The following is a 16,337-nucleotide window of genomic DNA, read 5'->3' as shown; positions in this document are numbered from 1 at the left end:
AGGGCACCCCGCAGGGCGGGGTGGTCTCGCCGCTGCTGGCCAATGTCTTCCTCCATGAGGTACTGGACGAGTGGTTCGAGACGCAGGCCAAGCCGCGGCTCCGCGGTCCGGCCCAGCTGGTCCGGTATGCCGACGACGCCGTGTTGCTCTTCAAGCTCCGGGATGACGCCGAGCGGGTCCTCAAGGTGCTCCCGAGGCGGTTCGAGAAGTATGGGCTGGAGCTGCATCCGGAGAAGACCCGGTTGATCGGCTTCCAGCGCCCACCTCGGAACGTCAAGCGCCCCTGGCCTAAGCCGGAGACCTTCGACCTGCTCGGTTTCACCCTCTACTGGGGGCGATCCCGGCGCGGCAAGTGGGTCGTCAAGGCCAAGACGGCCAAGGACCGCTTGAGCCGGAGCCTGCGCAACATCCACCGCTGGTGCCGGCAGAACCGCCACCGGCCCGTGGAAGAGCAGTGGGAAGTGCTCTGCCGTAAAATGAAGGGGCACTATGCGTACTACGGCGTCACGGGCAACTACGACGCTTTGGATGCGTTCTCCCAGGGTGTCCGGCGACGCTGGCGCTTTTGGCTAGCCCGGCGCTCTCAGAAAGGCCAGATGCCGTGGTGGCGCTTCTCTCACCTCCTTCACCGGCTCCCTCTGCCACAGCCGCGGATCATGAAGCCTTATGCACGCCCTGCCATCTAGCGAAACCATCACTCGCGGAGCCGCTTGCTGGAAATCGGCACGAGCGGTTCTCATCGGGGGGCCGGCTGGGCGACCAGCCGGTCTACCCAACATGAAGAGAGCGAGAGGGACAATTCATGTCCTTTATCATCAACAACCTGCCGAGTCCCGAGGCCCAGCCTCAGCTTCACCCAAGAGGTGCAGCTGAGGTGCCAGGCAGGCGCTTTATATCTTGTTGATACAAAGGGACATATTGGTTTCAGGCTGTTCCAACGATGAATAATCCGGGTGGGCATCCTTCTGCTCCTGCTGTCGTGGCCCTGAAATCTACGTTAACCCATGCAAGGGTTGTATGGCTCCAGGTTGACAGACAGGGGGTCAGATGGGTGAGCTTGTCGCAGGCCAAGTTGCTGTTCACCGGACAAATTCGAATATTGATTTTCGGTCAGGCCTCGGCACCGTTCGTCAGCTACTAGCTCAAACCGGCTACTGCCTGGGTAGAACCTTGCTCAACTGGTGAACCGCGCGTTCTGGGCGCACTGAATGATCCGAAACCAGTTGTCAACCGTGATATGCGTACGCCCTAAGGTGTAAAACGGCGGATTTTATCCGTCTGTAGATGGGAATGGCTACCCGCGTTAAAAGAGGGAGGGGGGGCTTAGCTTTCGGGTTCAAGCACCTATTCGCTGCCTCAACATCACTATTAACGTATTCGGCCACATTTTGTTCGCATAAACCGTCAACAACATCGTGATTCGTCAAGTCGACGCTCATTGCAGACTGTAATGCCACGAGGTAGAAATTTTTTTGGGCTTTTTTTTTGTTTCTGTCGGATGAAACACATCCATCAAATACTTTTTTTTCGTATAATACTTTTTGTACATTCATTATTGGCGCAAGTTTGCTAATTCGTAGCCAAAGATCGGCATCTTGCGCATACGTGAACTCAGGTCTATAGCCCCCTGCTCTGTGGTATAAGTCAGCTCTTATCAAAGCAGAACCATGGGAGCCGGGTTTTGGTCTTTGGTAGGCAAAAGGGTTTCGAGTTTGCTTTTTGGTAGGTTTGCGTGTTTTTTTTGTGTCTTGTTTTAAACTCCTAACGTTAATCCAGGACCCTACTACCGAGCACCCTTCTCTTTCGGCCAAGTCATATTGCATTGCCAACCGATCCGGATAAGAAAAATCTCCTGCACCGTGCAAGGCAAAGAAATCACCTTGTCCATAACGCTCGATTGCCTGAATCAGTGAAACCGTGAATCCTTCGTTTTTTTTTCTCCAAACAAGCATTTCGAGGTTGTTACCTGCAGCTTTCTCTTTTGCTGACTCTAGCATCTCACCTGTGCCGTCCACTGAACCGTCATCTACCGCAATGATTCGATAGTTGGCGAAATTTTGAAAAATTATTGAACACATAGACTCAAAAACATGATCGCACCTATTATGCCAAATAGTAAAAACGTCTACGTGACTATGTGGACTAGGCCTAAACATTAAGCTCTCTTCCTGTTGTTGTTAAGATTTCAAAGTACATTAGTGTTTTCACGGCTATTCGCATTAAGTCGATTCAGGACAAAAATATTTTTTATGAATTTCGACATCTCTTTGGTACATGGCTTCAAACAGGCGACATTCACTTTCGCCAAAAAAAGACAAATAATGCGGGGGATATGTTAACCGGCTTAGATCTTCAATTGTTGCTTTGGTACAATCGATAACTTCTGAAGCGTAATTTGTTTTCTTTTGAATGCCAGAATGAAGGTTAGTCGCACCGCCTAACGAAATGTCAAAACCTTCGTTTTTGAGGTATGCTTCTATGTCTTCTATGTCTTCTAATGTTCCAATTTTATTAAAAAAATCTTCACCGTAATAATCAACCCAAAAATATTGTGGCAAAAAATGGAAGTTCAGCCGGTACTTTGGGACTTTTGATAAAAAAGACAGAAAATCTAAAAAAGTAATGCTACCCGTTTCTTTTTCTGCCTCTGCAGCAACCTCTTCACTATATTTAGGGTTTTTCTGATGTTTTTTTACAAGTTTATCATAAAAGCCGCTTACAAGCCTTTTTTTGGGGTCTCTTAAAACGATTAGTTTCTGGGTGGCATCTTCCATAATTTCATTAAAAGAACTTACCCTAGGAGACATGCTAGGTTGTTTTCTTAAAAAACTAGAAGGCGTTTCATGCATTGGGTCAAAACCTGATGACGGAGCATGATTGACCAGAAAAATTGATGTTAGCCATGTGTTAGCGTTTTTCGGTATAGGAAGAAGTGCGACATTTTTTTGAGAAGATTTTAGCCACCGATCATATTGAGGGTTGTGGCGACGTAAAATTTTGTGCTTTAAGCTGTGACTCAGAGGGCGTTTTATTACCATTAAAAACTCCTTAACAACAGGTTTTAAATAGTCGGTTCTGAATAACCGGTTCCCCGAGCGGATTTGTGACGCGGCACCCGCCTGGGAGAGCACGCTCGTCACTACTCGGGTGCTGGTGTTCCCATCGCAACATCCTCCTTCACTCCGGGTATGAGTGTTGTGTTTTAAAGTTGATTCTACGACTGTTATCTATTCAGGCTTGATGGGGCCTCTAAAAACTACTAAATGCCAGCAAGCAGGCGCCGCAACTCACTCTGTTCCACAAGAAGCGCCAACTTGCTGAGAGCAGGTTTCTAGAGGCCCCTGGTGGCGGGCAAGATCAATCCGCGAAAGGACCTTTTTTCATCATGCAGATACGATACTTCCTTCTTGCGTCACGAACCTGACTTCAGCTTCCATCTGATGCCCTGATTCAGCATAAACTGCTTCACGCACCTCACGGATAAGACGAAGCATGTCGGCCGCTCGGGCCGAGCCCTCGTTAACAAAAAAATTGGCATGTTGTGTCGAGACCACCGCATCGCCGATGCGATAACCCTTGAAGCCCATCCGTTCAATCACTGCACCTGGCGGACCGAACTCGGCATACATGGCCGGGTTGCTTTTGAAGACCGATCCACAGTTGGGTTTCTTGCGTGGAAATTTACAGTTGCGGTCATGCAAAAGTGCTGACATTTGTCGCCGTACGACACGTTTCTCTTCTATCTGTAAAAAGCGCAGACGTGCTTTAGAAATCACCAAATCTTGTTCCTGGAAAACTGAACGACGATAGGCAAAGCCACATTCCTTCTGGCTCAACGTCAGTGCCACTCCGTCTTTGTTAACTGCTGTTACTGCCAGCACAGCAGTGCCGATGTTATTGCCCTGACTACCACCGTTCATGCAGATCAAGCCACCCAGTGTTCCAGGTATCCCGCAGATGTGCTCGGCACCGGTCAGACCTGCTTGCATAACTCGGCGCGCGAAACACGGCACCCAGATACCAGCATCAGCGACAAGTTCATCACCATCAACTTGAACGTTGGCCAGCCTCGATCCAATCCGGATGCATATAGCTCGCAAACCTTCGTCAGCAAAGAGCAGGTTTGAAGTCTCACCGATCACTACATTTGCCAACCCCTCGCGAGAAATGAAGGCACGTAGCGCACTGAGCTCCTCCAGCGAGCCAGGTTCAACGACAAGGTCAGCTATTCCACCGATTTTCCAACGACTGAACTGCGCCAAACTGACATTCCTATGCACCCCGCCAGGACAGAGACGCGAGAGGCTCGAGATCAATTCTTCCACCAGCACTCCACACCCAATGCTGCTAGTTTTTCAGCAAAACGGTCATAACCCCGGAGAAGTTGCCACGCATCGTGGATCACGGTCTCGCCTTCTGCCGTCAGGCCGCACAGTACTTGTGCGGCACCTGCACGTAAGTCAAGTGCCCGTACTTCAGCCCCGTGCAGCCCGCCGCCATTACCATAGATCAGCAACATATCGCCATGTAATTGGTGGCAAAGACCCATACGAGCCAGTTCTTCCGCATAGGCATAGCGCCCTGGAAAACGTAAATCGATGATGCGCGACTCACCCTTAGCATGGGCTGCCCATGCCGCAAGGATCGGTTGCACATCAGAATTGATCCCGGGGTGCGGTCCGGTGCTGATTTCCAGCGGGTAGCATGGGCCTCCCCGCACAATGACCGATCCGGCACCTTGATAGATCTTCGCGCCCGCGGATTTCAAATGAGCAAGTACTACTTCCATGTCTGAAATCGGAAAACCCTCAATCTCCACATCGCCGCCAGAAATCGCAGCCCCAACCAGCCAAGTTATAGCCTCCATATTGTCTGCGATAACCGTATGCTCTGCACCGCCGAGGCCCTCTACACCCGTCACTTCGATGTGCTCCTGGCCAAAAACGCGAATGTGTGCGCCCATTTTGCGCAGTAGTTCGATCAGGTCGAGGATCTCTGGTCGGATATGTGGATTCCAGATGCGAGTGACACCACGGGCCAAGGTGCCACACAGAATTGCGTTCTCGGTCGCTCCTGTTGAGCGAATACGTAAGTGGATATCCATGCCTGTTAAGCCTTGAGGGGCCTCGGCGCAAAGTGTATCGTCTTCTTCCCAGACAGTAGCCCCCAGACTCTCGAGTACACTAACATGCAGGTCGTACTTCCGCTCACCCAGCTTACAACCCCCTGGCAAGGGAACCGCGCCAGCCCCGGTACGTGCGACTAATGCACCCAGGATCAACAGCGTGTTTCGAATCGATCGGCCTGTCCATTCTAACCGTGATGTTGAAGGCGTTAATTGGCTCAAGATGATGCAGTCTTGTTTTCGTAATGCCGCACGTTTGCCCAAGCGCTCCAGCATCTCGACGTGAATCTTCGCATCTAGCAGGCTGGCGGGGAAATTATTAAGAATCACTGGTTCATCAGTGAGCAAGCTGGCAGCTAAATGACGCAAGGCGGCGTTCTTGGCTCCCGATAGCCGCACCGTACCACTCAAACGTGCAGGTAGAATTTTGAGATAACCGCCGTTGTTCTCTTTTGGAACACTCGCCGTAAAGGGATCCACATTCAAAACATAAGTCCTCTTGGGCCCGGATAATTCACGACAGGCGGCAAATAGGTTGGCGTAGCGTCGGCTCTGGCTCGTGTAGTCTCCAACTCCATGATTATCCAAGGTATCCGGCGCTACGCCAATCTATCTCCCTGCCTGTCGTGAATTATCCGGGTTGCGGTGTCCTCATTCGGGGCTGTCTAGAAGCAGACCTTTGTATCGGTTTTTGGGGCGTGCCAGTGAGGTGTCGGTGGTCGTGCCACCAGCCGTGGACGCTTCATTGACTAATGTGCTCGGCTCTGACTGATGAGTGTTGGAGGGCGTTTAGGACAACCCGCTCGCCATCTCCTTGAACCGCTCACTCTGCCCCTGCAGCTCCTCAAATTGCCCGGCCGCCGTGATCTGCCCTTTCTGCAGCAGCACCACCTGGTCGCACTCGCGCACGGTGGAGAGGCGGTGGGCGATGAGGATCACCGTTTTCTGGTGGTGCAGGGCCTCGATGGCCTCCATGACCGCCTGCTCGGTGACGGTATCCAGGGCGCTGGTGGCCTCGTCGAAGACGAGGATATCCGGCTCGTGGTAGAGAGCGCGGGCGATGCCGATGCGCTGGCGCTGACCGCCGGACAGGCGCACACCGCGCTCGCCGACCACCGTGGCGTACTGCTGCGGCAGCTCGTCCATGATGAACGCGTGGACCTGTGCCATGCGCGCGCAGCGGGCCACCTGCTCGTGGTCAATCTGCTCGGGTGGTACGCCCAGGGCGATGTTCTCCGCCACCGAGGAGTCCGTGAGGAAGATATCCTGCGGCACGTAGCCCAGCGCCTGCTGGTAGGCGCGCAGGTTGGCGTCGGTCACCGGCTCGCCGTCCACGGTGATCGCCCCGGCGGTGGGGCGGAGCAGGCCGAGGAGCACATCCACCAGCGTGGTCTTGCCGGCGCCGGTGCTGCCCACCAGCCCCACCGAGGTGCCCACCGGGATGTCCAGGTCAATCCCCTGCAGCGCCGGCTGCGCGGCGTTGGGGTAGGTGTAGGTGACGTCCTCCAGCCGGATCGCCTGCTGCGGGCGCAGCGGCTGCGGGGCGCGCTTGCGGATCTCGGCGAGCTGCTGGCGGTGGAGCAGATCGTTGTAGAGGTTCTCCACCGCGGGGGCGGCGAAGCGCAGCTTGCTCACGCCCTGATAGACCTTCTGCGCCGCGGGCAGCATGCGTTGGCCGGCGAAGGCGTAGAGGCCGAGGATCGGCAGCACTTCGCCGAGCGCCCCGCTGGTCGCCCCGCCGTGGGTGGCCATCAGCACCAGGGTCAGGGCGATCATGCCGCCAATGGCCACCGCCTGGATGAGGAACTGCGGCACCTGCGAGAGCACGTTGCTGGTCGCCTGGTGCTTGGCAAAGCGCGCCGAGGGGCCGCGGAAGCGCTGCAGGTAGCTGTGCTCGCGGCCGAGCAGCTTGATGTCCTTGATCCCGCCGAGGGCCTCGCCGGCGGCCTCGAAGCGCTCTTTGTTGGCGCGCACCCGGTCGCGCCCGATGCGATCGAGGAAGCCGCGGATGGTGACATAGATCAGCGCGTAGGTGCCGCCGAGGGCCCCCGCCACGGCCAGGGCCAGCACCGGATCGATAACCACCAGCAGGGTGATCAGCGCCAGCACCACGATCAGGTGCGAGACGGCCTCCAGCGCCGGCTTGATCGCCTGGCCGACCACCTGCTGCGCCTCGGAGAGGATGGTCTTCGACATGTCCCCGCTGTGGTGGTCGAGGAAGTAGGCGTAGGGCTGGCGCAGGTAGGTCTCGAGCAGGCGCTGCGCGAAGCTGTGCACGCGCATCAGCGCCCAGCGGTTCATGGCGTAGATGGTCAGCGCGCGAAACAGCGCCGAGAAGACGATCAGCGCGAAGGCGGCCGCGCCGAGGGCCATCAGGAAGGTGTCCACCGACTCGAAGCCCAGGCCGTCGTAGAGGCTGGCGAGGACGGCGTTGGTCTCCACCACCTCGGGGTTGCCGAGGACGCTGAGAAACGGCATCACCGAGGCGACGCCGATGGTCTCGAGCAGCGCCATGAGGATGACCATGACCAGGACCAGGGCGCCGCGGCGCTTCTCCTGGGGGCTGAGTAGGTAGAGGATCTTCTGGAGCAAAGCGGTCTCGTTGGGCGGTTCGTGTGGGTGGGTGTGCGGGTTCGTCAGGACTGGCCCGGGTTGCGCGTGGGGGCGTCGTCCGCGGCCGGTGTCTTGTCGGCGGCCTCCACCTCGGCGCGCAGCTGCTCGATCTCCTGCATCAGCCGTTCGTGCTCGGCGCGCTTGCGCTGCAGGTGGCGGTAGGCCAGCTGCGCCTTCTCGCTCACCCCGGCGGGGGTGAGCCTGTACAGGTAGCGGCGCTTGTTCGGGGAGTGGGAGAAGTTCTGCGCCTTCACCCAGCCGCGCTCGATCACCGAGCGTACGGCGTAGTTCGTCTTGCCGACGGACAGCCCGAGCTCGCCGGCGATCTGCCGCTGGCTGAGATGCGGGTTGTCATCGAGCAGGCGCAGCACCTGCAGGTGGAGTTCTTCGGTGTCCATTCGGGGGCGCTTGATCAGGGCCGCGGCGCGGCCGGGGTAGGGCGTTCGAGCACGCTACCGCCGGGACGGTGACGCCTGGGCAGGCCCGTCCGGCAGGGGTGTTCAGGTTGTGAGCGGTAATGTAACCACAGGTGTTACGTGGGGGCAACCAACAGGCGGTAGAGCGGTCCAGCGGGGGAGTTTGGGTGCGCGGGGTGGCTGAGGCAATAACGGTAACGGAAGAGACAGCCGGGCGGCCTGAGTCAGTCCCATAAGGTGCTGTCTATGCGGCCCGTTGCGGCGCCGTGATGAATATTCCCGAGCGAGTCGCTTATGGGCTCTGAACGTCAATCGTCGAAGAGGTCGTCGACCCGATTGGCCGTGATGATGCGACGAAGCCACCGCTCGAGCTCCTCGGGGGTTCCTTGCTCCACGCGCTGGCGGTGGGCCTCCTTGGTTGCTTGGCCGAACTTCAGCTCGATCTGCTGGAGCAACGCTCGGGTCTCGGCCTCTTGCAGGCCTTCTTGCCGGCCCTCTTGCCAGCCCTGTTGTCTTCCGCGCTGGATCCACTCCTCGGCGACGGTCATGGTCAGCTCCTCCGCTTGCTCAATCGGCCGTGTCTGCTCCAGAGCATAGCGCACATCGGCCTCGGCGATGGAGCCGTAGGTCCGGGCGATATAGACCAGCAGCGGCTTCTCGAGCGGGTGGCCGGGCGGCAGGTCCCGGAGCAGGTGCACCAGGTCCTCGCGGCTGAGCTCCTGTACGCAGGACCAGGCCAGGGCGCGTAGCACGGCCCGCACGGCCGGGTCCTGGGAGTAGGAGGCGTCCGGTTCATCCGGCCGGAGGTGGCGGACCTGGTAGCCGAAGTGGCGCTGGAGCTCGAGGAGCTCCTCGTCGGCATCGATGCACTCGATCAGCGACAGCTTCTCGCGCAGGACGACGGCGGCCCGCTCCGGGGCCTCCAACAGCGCCTTGACCAGCGCATCGTGGGGGTTCGCTGGGTGATCTGCGGTTTCCATACCGAGCATCGCCTATCGCTAGGGTTAGCTGGCGCCAGCCATGCTCAAGGACTGCGTCACGAGGGCTGCGCCGGGCGCTCCGCCAGCTCTGCCTCTGCCTCCTCGACCTCGGCGCGCAACTGCTCAATCTCGGCCATCAGGCGCTCGTGCTCGGCGCGCTTGCGCTGCAGGTGCTCATAGGCGAGGCGGGTCCTCTCCTGGAGGCCGCTCGGGGTGAGCTTGTAGGCGTAGCCCATCTTGTGCCCCGAGCGGCGGAAGTTCTCGAGCTTGACCCAGCCGCGCTCGATCACGGAGCGCGGGGCGGTGTCTGCTCCATTCCTTCACTTTAACAGTTCCGGGGAACCCTGGCCGCGCGGGGCCGTGACGGTCGGGTAGCGTTATCCGATCAGATCGGGCGAGGGAGACAACTGCCGGGCGTAGGCCGAAAAGCCTTGGGCATCGTGAGACGGATTGGGCTATATTATGACTATCTAGATGGTCATGAGGGCATAAGAGTGTCCTCGTCGCGGCGCTAACCCGAGAGCCGCGTACTGCGGACACGCATGGCCTCGGCCAGGAGAGGCTGCGGTAATCGGTCACCCTTGGTCCAGCAATGCTGCCATGCTGCGCGCGGCAGCGCTTGCCGGCGCACGGGAACGCCCGCGGTACGGAGGTCGACCAGATCCACAGGGCGCCCGAGGCATTGGCCCAGGTCATGGATCAATGCGCGACGTTTCTCGGCGGGAAGGGGGCCCGCACACAGCACGCCCACGTCGAGGTCACTCTCGGGGGTGGCGGTCCCGTTGACCATGGACCCGAACGCCAGTCCCACGAGGATATCCTCGTCCTCGGCGAGCCGCTGGCTGACCGAATGCAACTGCGGATGCTGCGGGGTCTGCTCCATTCCTTCACTTTAAGGTGTGCTACGTGGACCTGGAGCGCCGGCAGCTGCGGGTTCGCGAGGCCCGGGTCGATGGGCGGCAGACGACCCTCAAGTACCGCAAGACCCGGCGGGATATCCCCTTGTCGCCGGGGTTGGCGGCGGAGCTGGATCGGCACATTCGGGGTCGGCAGGACGATGACTACGTCTTTACGCGCTCGGACGGGCGGCCGCTTCACCCGAGTTGGGTGGCCGAGCAGGTCTGGAAGCCCACCCTCAAGGCCCTCGGTCTGGCCCCCCCGGCGGGGCTACCAGACCCGCCATACGGCCGCCGTGCTCCACCTGGCTGCCGGCGAGAATCCGTTATTCGTCTCCCGGCTGCTTGGCCACTCCTCGACGAAGATGCTCTTCGAGCGTTACGCCCCCTTCGTGGCGAATGCCCTGGGCGACGACGGTTCCGCGTTCGAGGCGATGATGGCGAGCCAATAGTGCGGCGTCAGCTCACCTGCTCGCCGGAGTCGGCCTGAGCGATGCGTATGCCCTGCTCCCGTGCGATGGCGGCGACGGCTTTCAGGGGCTGTGCCGGATCCTGAACGACCAGGTCCACGGGCCGGTCGAGGGCCTCCTCCAGGGCAGGTCGAAGATCGCGAGCTACGGCGGCCCGCCGTGTGGCATCTGCGCCCTCGAGCTCCAGGTAGAGGTCCACATCGCCGCCCCGCGCCTCCTCATTAAGGCAGGAGCCGAAGACGCGTAGGCGCCATATGAGGTCGGCCGGCAGGTGGCTGTGGCAAACAGAGCGGATCGTGGCCTGCTCGGCGGGCGTTAGTCGCACCACGTTACTCCATGCTTTTCCTGAGCGTACTGGGTACACCGCCGTGCAACGCTCAGCAAGGGGGGTGTAAGCTGCCAAGCGGCGTTCAGGTTTGCCGCCTTCTCACTATGAGCGTCTGGGTACTCGTGGGCGAACTGATTGCGGACCTCCTGGATCTGTCGCCACTACGCGGCGTCCAGGATGCCACGGCGTTCCATCAACGCGATCCGCTCGCGGGTGGTCAGCTCTTGCCCGGGGGTCTCGTCCTCATCCGCCCTCGCCAAGCTGCGGAAAGTTGTGCGCCCGAGCATGTCCTGGAGGTCAGCGAAGCGCGTACGGAATGCGTCTAGGCCCATCGCCACCTCCACGGGCAGCATGTCCGGATCGAACTGCTCGGGGTCAAGCGGGAAGTGCGGGCGTAGCACCTCGATGGCCTGCTCGAGGCGGTATGCAAGGCGTTGGGTAGCCCGCAGCTGATGGGCTAAAGCCGTGGTGTTGTTGGCCATTCCAGCCTCATCTGATTGTGCAGCTTGCGGCCCGCGATCCCATCGACGATTCGCGGTCGGGGCGCTCCGGCACGCTACCGCCAGGGCGGTGACGCCTGGGCAGGCCCGTCCGGCAGGTGTGTTCAGGTTGTGAGCACAGGATTCCACCACAGGGGGAGGCCGCGGGCAAGGCCGCTACGGTGCCGGGCCGCTCGGCGGGGCCGGGGGCTAGTCGGCCTCGTCCACCGCCTCGTCGCCGGCCGGCTCGGCGGCCTCCACCTCCGCGCACAGCGCCTCGATCCGGCTCAGGACGCCCAGTCCTCCACTTTGAAGCCTCCGACGACTCATTTCCTGCCGGAAATTGAGTCGCGGAATCCGATCACTCACGCAGTTGCCGTGGCCGTGGGCCACAGGCTGGAGAGCGTCACCGGGCTTCGCGGTGTGGCAGCGGGCTTCGGCCGCTGCGCACCCGCCTGACTCTCGCGAGTCGGGCGGTGAATGCTGACAATGCCTCTTGCGGCGATGTTGTAGGCCGCATTGAGATCGGCGTTATAGCGCTTGCCGCTCGGGAAAGTGCAAAGACGGGCATTGGCTTGATCCCGCAGCACCTTGCCGGAGCCATCGAACGCCTGCGAAGAAGTCCCGCGCGGGTAGACCGTCCGTGTTCGCAGCCCGGCCTCAGTCGCCTTGGCCTCGATACGATCGACGAGCAGCCGGTGGAACCAGCGGTGGAAGCGCTGGCGCAGGGGGCTGCGCCGCCGACCGGCTCGGGGTCGCCAGCCCTTGAGGTGCTCAACGATGATGGCCTGGGCGCCATGCGCCAATGCCTCGTTGACGATCCGGCGGCTGATCTGGTGAGCGGCATTGTCGAACAACCCACGCAACCGGCGGTGATCCCGGGCGCAGAAGCCCGGTGGCAGCCGGCAGCCGTGGCGCGTGTGCTGTCGGGCCGCCTTCTGGATGCGGGCGATCAGCCGTGCCTCACGGTCTTTGTCGCAACGCCCGAGAAAGCCTCGGGCGTGCACAGTGCCGGTGGCATCGACAACCGCCCAGGTAGCGGCGGTGTTGATCCCGACATCGACCGACAGCACACGATCGACATCGGCATTGCGTGGCAGGGTGATGGGGCGCTCAACGGGCACGGACAGCGTGTAGCGCCCGCGCTTGGCCACAAGCTGAGGGGCACGCTGCTTGCCCGTGCCGAGATAGCGATGCGCACCGGTCAGCCGAAAGTGCATCCACACCCAGTCGCCTCGGTGAAAGACCTTGATCGCTGCCTCGGTGTAGCGTTCATTGAAGCGGATGCATTGGCCCTGATAGAGCGCTGGGAATGTATTCGTGGCACAAACAAGCCGTGGCGGTTGTGCATGTTGGTGCCTGCGATCACCGCAGCGCCAGGTGTCGAATCGGGTATGGAAGGAGCGCACCTGTCCGGCGGCATCCATGATCGCAACGCGGCGCAGGTAGCTCGGGAACTTGTAATAGCGGCGCGCGAAATAGGGGTAGCGTACCTGCGGGCGCTTGCTGGTGGGATGGATCAACCGCTCGACCTCCTTGACGATGGCGTTGCCCTCGAAGCGACCAAGTGCAGGCCAATGCGTCATCATCATCGTCATGAGATCACGCACAAGATTGCGATACACCGCCAGTGTCGCATCGAGGGCTTCACGCTGCTCGGGTCGATGAACCTTGACGCCGAGCTTGTCGGAGCGGATGAGTTTCACGGCGAAATTGTTTCAGATCAGGAATTAAAGTGCAATCGAACACAACGCTGAGAACCCGCATTTGTTGATGTGATCGGCAATTGGGGCTGCAGCACTCACTGAGTGCAACGGCGAGGCCGATCACGCGCATCTGAGCATCTCGCGCAGTGGTTCTGGAAGCCCTATTTCTGGTCGCGCGCCTATGCGGTCACAACGACCGGCGGGGCCAACCTCTACACCGTGAAGCACTAGGTCCTCAGCCAAGAAAGCCCGCCTTGACCGACGACTCATTCCCTGACGGGAATTGAGTCGCGGAATGCGGCGGGCACTTGTTCAAGAGGGTGAACTGTTCCGCGTAGTGGTGGCATATGACGGGGCTATCGGGATAAACCACGATGATTTCCTGTTTCAGCCTTTCCAGGCTCTGCAGGACCTGCGCTTTCCGGGTGCTTCTTTCTGCGCCCTTGAGCTGTTCCGCGAAGGTCACGAACGACATGCAGAGCAGATCTTCCCTGGGCAGGGCGTTGACCCGCTCAGCCACGGCGGGAGGGCGGTTCTTGATCAGGTAGATCAAGATGTTCGTGTCCAGGAGGTAAGTCACAGCGACTCCCGGTCCTGGGGTGGTTGCGGCTGGTCCCGCTCCTCTTCCAAGGCCGCAATGAACTCGTCGTCAAACCCCTCCAGGGCCGCCAGCAGTGAATCGCCGCGCCTCTCGGGCAACGGATGCAACACCAGATCGCCGCGTTCATTGCGCTCGATCAAAACGCGGTCGCTATCCAGGCGGTATGCGGCGGGGATACGCACCGCCTGGCTGTTTCCGTTCTGGAATACGCGGGTAATGTGTTCGCTCATGGTTCCCCCCTGGCCGGATACGCTCGGGCGGCCTAGTACACACGCTCATGTACATCCAAAGAATGGCGGGGGGTCCGGTTGATGTCCAGTACCCGATTCGCACAGGCCCTGGACCAGGGCGCCGATCTCAGCGAGCCGAGCCAGACCCAACTCAACGATATTGCGCGCCTTCTCAACCAGCGGCCGCGCAAGGCACTGGACTGGCGAGCCGCTGGCTGACCGAGTGCAACTGCGGATGCTGCGGGGTCTGCTCCATTCCTTCACTTTAACAGTTCCCGGCAGCCCTGACCGCGCGGCACCGCGACCGCCTGTTTGGGGGCCATCCGCCGCCACCGCGCTCATATGCGATCCGCGAAGCAAGTGCTCCCGTCAGCCAGTGGTGGACGTAGACCGCCCGTTCGGGCGTACGATTGATCATCGTCTCCAGGGAAGGAGAGGTGAAGGTCATGGCGAGTTTCTGTGTCCGCCCCAATGGGGTGCTGCAGTACGATCTGTGTCTGTACGGAAGGCGCTTCCGCGAGACCTCCGGGCTGCGCGATACGCCCGAGAATCGCCGGCGGATCCGGCGTGATCTGCGGCGGATCAACGCCGAGATCGAGATGGGGACGTTCGATTATGCGGCCTGGTTCCCCAACAGCCGCAAGCTGGCCGAGGCGCAGCGCTGGCTGCGCGAGCAGGGCTCGCGAGCGCCGGATCAGCGCTTCGGCCCCTACGCGTGGCAGTGGTATCAGCTCCACCTCGGGGACTGGAAGGAGAGCTACGCGCGGCGGGTGTGCGGTGTTCTGGAGGGCTATCTGATTCCGCACTTCGGCGAGTGGCCGTTGGATCAGATCACCGAGCGCGCGGTCCGCGCCTTTCGGCACGAACTCCTGGAGCTCACCAACGCCCGCGGCGAGCGTCGGCTGAGCAACGCCCGTATCAACTTCATCCTCACGCCCCTCGCCGGCGTGATGCGCTTCGCCGAAAGCGAACTCGGGATCGAGCACCCCATGCGCCAAATCCGGCCCCTGCGCGACGATCGCGACGATCCCATGCCGCTGACCGCGGAGCAGGTCCACGCCTTCCTCGCCGCCGTCGATCCGGATTACTACCTCTACTTTAAGCTGCGTTTCTATACCGGGTTGCGCAGCTGCGAGGTCGACGGCCTGAAGGTGTGCTACGTGGACCTGGAGCGCCGGCAGCTGCGGGTTCGCGAGGCCCGGGTCGATGGGCGGCAGACGACCCTCAAGCACCGCAAGACCCGGCGGGATATCCCCTTGTCGCCGGGGTTGGCGGCGGAGCTGGATCGGCACATTCGGGGTCGGCAGGGTGACGACTACGTCTTTACGCGCTCGGACGGGCGGCCGCTTCACCCGAGCTGGGTGGCCGAGCAGGTCTGGAAGCCTACCCTCAAGGCCCTCGGTCTGGCCCCGCGACGGGTCTACCAGACCCGCCATACGGCCGCCGTGCTCCACCTGGCTGCCGGCGAGAATCCGTTATTCGTCTCCCGGCTGCTTGGCCACTCCTCGACGAAGATGCTCTTCGAGCGCTACGCCCCCTTCGTGGCGAATGCCCTGGGCGACGACGGTTCCGCGTTCGAGGCGATGATGGCGAGCCAATAGTGCGGCAATCCTGCCTCGGCGCGCAGCACCTGCAGGCGGAGTGCTGCGGGGTTCATGGGGGTTCGCTTGTTCAGGCGACAAGGGAGCGATAGCTGCGCTCGATCTGGATCCAGAACGCGAGGAGCTTCTCCACATCTTGCAGGAAGCGGTTCAGGACCGCGGCCCGGATCTCGGGCTGATCCGGGTACTCGTGGGCGATCGCGTTCCGGGTCTCGCGCAGTTCGCGCCATGTTTCGGCAGAGGGGATGACGCCGATGCGCTCAAGCTGCTGGAGCTTCTGCGCGAAGGGGGTTTCCGGCGGCAGCGGCTCCTCGGCGAGCTCCAGGATGCCGGGTAAGGCTTGCTGGCCGATGGTGTCCTGGAGCTTGGTGAAGCGGTAGGCCATCTGGTCCAGTAAGCGCAGTCTGCCTCGGTCGAGGTGCGCGACGTATGGGGCGTCGTAGCGGTGATCGCCGTGCTCCGCCAGGTCCTCGTGCAAGATCTCGGCGTGCCAGGTGCAGGCATCGACCGCTTCCTGAAGTTTGGCCCGGTTGCCGCTGCTCATAGCTCGACGCCTTCCTGCCTGGCCACCTGGTCGATCGGCCTCGCGCTGTGCAAGGGGCTCTGAACGACCACGTCGATCTTCTCATCCTCCAGGGCTGGATCGGCATGGAGTGCCTGGAGGAAGGACAGCCGCGCCGCGACGAGGCGCTCAGGATCCGCCTCGGAGGTCTCGACGTGGAGGTCGAAATCGCCGCCTCGGGCCTGATCGTCGAGGCGGGAGCCGAACAGCTTGACCCGCGCGCCAGGGCCAAAGGCCCGTCGTGCTGCTTGCTGAATGACCTCCCGCTGGCGTTGCGTAAGGCGCATAAGCGATCTTCTCAGGTGGCCAGGGAGCGATCGCTGCGCTCGA

19 protein-coding genes and 2 pseudogenes are annotated in these 16,337 nt (G+C 60.6%); 5 read left to right on the top strand and 16 right to left on the bottom strand.

From position 1 onward, the window contains the following. Nucleotides 1-2 precede the first annotated feature (2 nt). Nucleotides 3-686, top strand: a pseudogene (locus HHAL_RS03915) (reverse transcriptase domain-containing protein); the annotation flags it as partial. A gap of 540 nt (nt 687-1,226) precedes the next feature. On the opposite strand, the gene HHAL_RS12910 reads toward HHAL_RS03915, so the two are convergent. The 9 genes and pseudogenes from HHAL_RS12910 to mntA all read right to left on the bottom strand — a co-directional run bounded on the left by HHAL_RS12910 (nt 1,227) and on the right by mntA (nt 10,017). After that, nucleotides 1,227-2,156 (bottom strand): glycosyltransferase family 2 protein, encoded by a 930-nt coding sequence (locus HHAL_RS12910; protein WP_011813564.1) that lies wholly within the window; start codon nt 2,154-2,156, stop codon nt 1,227-1,229. 63 nt (nt 2,157-2,219) lie between these two features. Further along, on the bottom strand, nt 2,220-3,131 hold the full coding sequence (locus tag HHAL_RS12905) for a sulfotransferase family 2 domain-containing protein (RefSeq protein WP_187147885.1): 912 nt from the start codon (nt 3,129-3,131) through the stop codon (nt 2,220-2,222). A gap of 252 nt (nt 3,132-3,383) precedes the next feature. Next, on the bottom strand, nt 3,384-4,325 hold the full coding sequence (gene murB / locus HHAL_RS12515) for a UDP-N-acetylmuramate dehydrogenase (protein WP_011813562.1): 942 nt from the start codon (nt 4,323-4,325) through the stop codon (nt 3,384-3,386). Beyond that, on the bottom strand, nt 4,313-5,605 hold the full coding sequence (locus HHAL_RS03910; protein ID WP_011813561.1) for a UDP-N-acetylglucosamine 1-carboxyvinyltransferase: 1,293 nt from the start codon (nt 5,603-5,605) through the stop codon (nt 4,313-4,315). The genes murB and HHAL_RS03910 overlap by 13 nt, the downstream gene beginning before the upstream one ends. 309 nt (nt 5,606-5,914) lie before the next feature. Continuing rightward, entirely contained in the window at nt 5,915-7,717 is a 1,803-nt protein-coding gene (locus HHAL_RS03905; protein ID WP_011813560.1) for an ABC transporter ATP-binding protein, read from the bottom strand. Between the two features lie 44 nt (nt 7,718-7,761). Beyond that, nucleotides 7,762-8,136 (bottom strand): MarR family EPS-associated transcriptional regulator, encoded by a 375-nt coding sequence (locus tag HHAL_RS03900; RefSeq protein ID WP_011813559.1) that lies wholly within the window; start codon nt 8,134-8,136, stop codon nt 7,762-7,764. 326 nt (nt 8,137-8,462) lie between these two features. After that, nucleotides 8,463-9,134, bottom strand: a complete 672-nt coding sequence (locus HHAL_RS12510) for an RpnC/YadD family protein (protein WP_144446086.1) — start codon at nt 9,132-9,134, stop codon at nt 8,463-8,465. Between the two features lie 56 nt (nt 9,135-9,190). Beyond that, nucleotides 9,191-9,436 (bottom strand): annotated as a pseudogene (locus tag HHAL_RS03890) (MarR family EPS-associated transcriptional regulator); the annotation flags it as partial. 209 nt (nt 9,437-9,645) lie between these two features. Beyond that, nucleotides 9,646-10,017, bottom strand: a complete 372-nt coding sequence (gene mntA, locus HHAL_RS03885) for a type VII toxin-antitoxin system MntA family adenylyltransferase antitoxin (protein ID WP_011813556.1) — start codon at nt 10,015-10,017, stop codon at nt 9,646-9,648. A gap of 309 nt (nt 10,018-10,326) precedes the next feature. Here mntA and HHAL_RS13425 point away from each other — a divergent pair, with 309 nt between their 5' ends. Next, nucleotides 10,327-10,482, top strand: coding sequence for a hypothetical protein (locus HHAL_RS13425; protein WP_187147884.1), 156 nt, complete (start codon nt 10,327-10,329; stop codon nt 10,480-10,482). A 7-nt stretch (nt 10,483-10,489) separates the two neighbouring features. Here HHAL_RS13425 and HHAL_RS03875 read toward each other — a convergent pair whose 3' ends face one another. The 3 genes from HHAL_RS03875 to HHAL_RS03865 all read right to left on the bottom strand — a co-directional run bounded on the left by HHAL_RS03875 (nt 10,490) and on the right by HHAL_RS03865 (nt 13,013). Next, entirely contained in the window at nt 10,490-10,825 is a 336-nt protein-coding gene (locus HHAL_RS03875; RefSeq protein WP_041595048.1) for a nucleotidyltransferase family protein, read from the bottom strand. Between the two features lie 164 nt (nt 10,826-10,989). Continuing rightward, nucleotides 10,990-11,310, bottom strand: a complete 321-nt coding sequence (locus HHAL_RS03870; RefSeq protein WP_011813554.1) for a hypothetical protein — start codon at nt 11,308-11,310, stop codon at nt 10,990-10,992. A 362-nt stretch (nt 11,311-11,672) separates the two neighbouring features. Then, nucleotides 11,673-13,013, bottom strand: a complete 1,341-nt coding sequence (locus HHAL_RS03865) for an IS200/IS605 family accessory protein TnpB-related protein (protein ID WP_041595047.1) — start codon at nt 13,011-13,013, stop codon at nt 11,673-11,675. 102 nt (nt 13,014-13,115) lie between these two features. Here HHAL_RS03865 and HHAL_RS13695 point away from each other — a divergent pair, with 102 nt between their 5' ends. Further along, nucleotides 13,116-13,244 (top strand): transposase, encoded by a 129-nt coding sequence (locus HHAL_RS13695; protein WP_144446085.1) that lies wholly within the window; start codon nt 13,116-13,118, stop codon nt 13,242-13,244. Nucleotides 13,245-13,248: 4 nt separating this feature from the next. On the opposite strand, the gene HHAL_RS03860 is transcribed toward HHAL_RS13695, so the two are convergent. Together HHAL_RS03860 and HHAL_RS03855 are read right to left on the bottom strand one after the other, a co-directional pair. After that, nucleotides 13,249-13,593 carry a PIN domain-containing protein gene (locus HHAL_RS03860; protein WP_011813551.1) on the bottom strand — a complete coding sequence of 115 codons (345 nt, stop codon included), beginning with the start codon at nt 13,591-13,593 and terminating at the stop codon, nt 13,249-13,251. After that, the gene (locus HHAL_RS03855; protein WP_011813550.1) at nt 13,590-13,844 is read right to left on the bottom strand and encodes an antitoxin; all 255 of its coding nucleotides are present in this window, start codon (nt 13,842-13,844) and stop codon (nt 13,590-13,592) included. The genes HHAL_RS03860 and HHAL_RS03855 overlap by 4 nt, the downstream gene beginning before the upstream one ends. Nucleotides 13,845-13,925: 81 nt before the next feature. On the opposite strand from HHAL_RS03855, the gene HHAL_RS13235 reads away from it, so the two are divergent. Together HHAL_RS13235 and HHAL_RS03850 are read left to right on the top strand one after the other, a co-directional pair. Next, nucleotides 13,926-14,063, top strand: coding sequence for a hypothetical protein (locus tag HHAL_RS13235; RefSeq protein WP_187147883.1), 138 nt, complete (start codon nt 13,926-13,928; stop codon nt 14,061-14,063). 227 nt (nt 14,064-14,290) lie between these two features. Next, nucleotides 14,291-15,445, top strand: a complete 1,155-nt coding sequence (locus tag HHAL_RS03850) for an Arm DNA-binding domain-containing protein (protein WP_011813549.1) — start codon at nt 14,291-14,293, stop codon at nt 15,443-15,445. Between the two features lie 70 nt (nt 15,446-15,515). On the opposite strand, the gene HHAL_RS03845 is transcribed toward HHAL_RS03850, so the two are convergent. Beyond that, entirely contained in the window at nt 15,516-15,989 is a 474-nt protein-coding gene (locus HHAL_RS03845) for a hypothetical protein (protein ID WP_011813548.1), read from the bottom strand. Next, on the bottom strand, nt 15,986-16,294 hold the full coding sequence (locus HHAL_RS13230; protein WP_011813547.1) for a nucleotidyltransferase domain-containing protein: 309 nt from the start codon (nt 16,292-16,294) through the stop codon (nt 15,986-15,988). Before HHAL_RS13230 ends, HHAL_RS03845 begins: the two co-directional genes overlap by 4 nt. Nucleotides 16,295-16,337 lie beyond the last annotated feature (43 nt).

Source organism: Halorhodospira halophila SL1, from assembly GCF_000015585.1.
GTDB lineage: Bacteria > Pseudomonadota > Gammaproteobacteria > Nitrococcales > Halorhodospiraceae > Halorhodospira > Halorhodospira halophila.
The sequence above is the reverse complement of the archived record's forward strand: the minus strand, read 5'-3'. Positions and strand labels throughout refer to the sequence as shown.

What these genes read in the sequence shown, in the direction of transcription:
- HHAL_RS03845 (WP_011813548.1), bottom strand. Translation starts at nt 15,989, where the DNA reads ATGAGCAGCGGCAACCGGGCCAAACTTCAGGAAGCGGTCGATGCCTGC.
- HHAL_RS13230 (WP_011813547.1), bottom strand. Translation starts at nt 16,294, where the DNA reads ATGCGCCTTACGCAACGCCAGCGGGAGGTCATTCAGCAAGCAGCACGA.
- HHAL_RS03855 (WP_011813550.1), bottom strand. Translation starts at nt 13,844, where the DNA reads ATGAGCGAACACATTACCCGCGTATTCCAGAACGGAAACAGCCAGGCG.
- HHAL_RS12910 (WP_011813564.1), bottom strand. Translation starts at nt 2,156, where the DNA reads ATGTTTAGGCCTAGTCCACATAGTCACGTAGACGTTTTTACTATTTGG.
- mntA (WP_011813556.1), bottom strand. Translation starts at nt 10,017, where the DNA reads ATGGAGCAGACCCCGCAGCATCCGCAGTTGCATTCGGTCAGCCAGCGG.
- HHAL_RS12510 (WP_144446086.1), bottom strand. Translation starts at nt 9,134, where the DNA reads ATGGAAACCGCAGATCACCCAGCGAACCCCCACGATGCGCTGGTCAAG.
- HHAL_RS13235 (WP_187147883.1), top strand. Translation starts at nt 13,926, where the DNA reads ATGTCCAGTACCCGATTCGCACAGGCCCTGGACCAGGGCGCCGATCTC.
- HHAL_RS03870 (WP_011813554.1), bottom strand. Translation starts at nt 11,310, where the DNA reads ATGGCCAACAACACCACGGCTTTAGCCCATCAGCTGCGGGCTACCCAA.
- HHAL_RS03900 (WP_011813559.1), bottom strand. Translation starts at nt 8,136, where the DNA reads ATGGACACCGAAGAACTCCACCTGCAGGTGCTGCGCCTGCTCGATGAC.
- HHAL_RS03850 (WP_011813549.1), top strand. Translation starts at nt 14,291, where the DNA reads ATGGCGAGTTTCTGTGTCCGCCCCAATGGGGTGCTGCAGTACGATCTG.